Genomic DNA, 243 nt, shown 5'->3' with positions numbered 1-243 from the left:
GTTCCAATACTGGTCGTTCGGGACCGACGACACTGCAGCAGGATGGACACCGGAGTTCTCATTAATCGTCATGTGCAAGACGGGCTCGACGGATTCCACCTCCGGGTTGCGTTCGATCTCAGATGCAAAGGTCTTAGCCGCCGTAGCATTGAGCCCTTGAGAAACCTGAACCGACATGGAGTTGTTGGCACGCGCCAATGATTCAGTGACGTGGGCACCTCGCACCTTCGCAGCACGATCCAC

1 protein-coding gene is annotated in these 243 nt (G+C 56.4%); it reads right to left on the bottom strand.

Annotation, left to right across the window (positions count from 1 at the left end; genetic code table 11):
• Positions 1-243, bottom strand: a 243-nt coding sequence (locus tag CUZ56_RS15425; protein WP_204250978.1) for a hypothetical protein, incomplete at both ends; no start/stop codon positions are given.

Source organism: Saezia sanguinis (assembly GCF_003991585.1).
Taxonomy (GTDB): domain Bacteria; phylum Pseudomonadota; class Gammaproteobacteria; order Burkholderiales; family Burkholderiaceae_C; genus Saezia; species Saezia sanguinis.
Note: the sequence above shows the minus strand (reverse complement) of the source record. Positions and strands in the feature narration are given on the sequence as shown.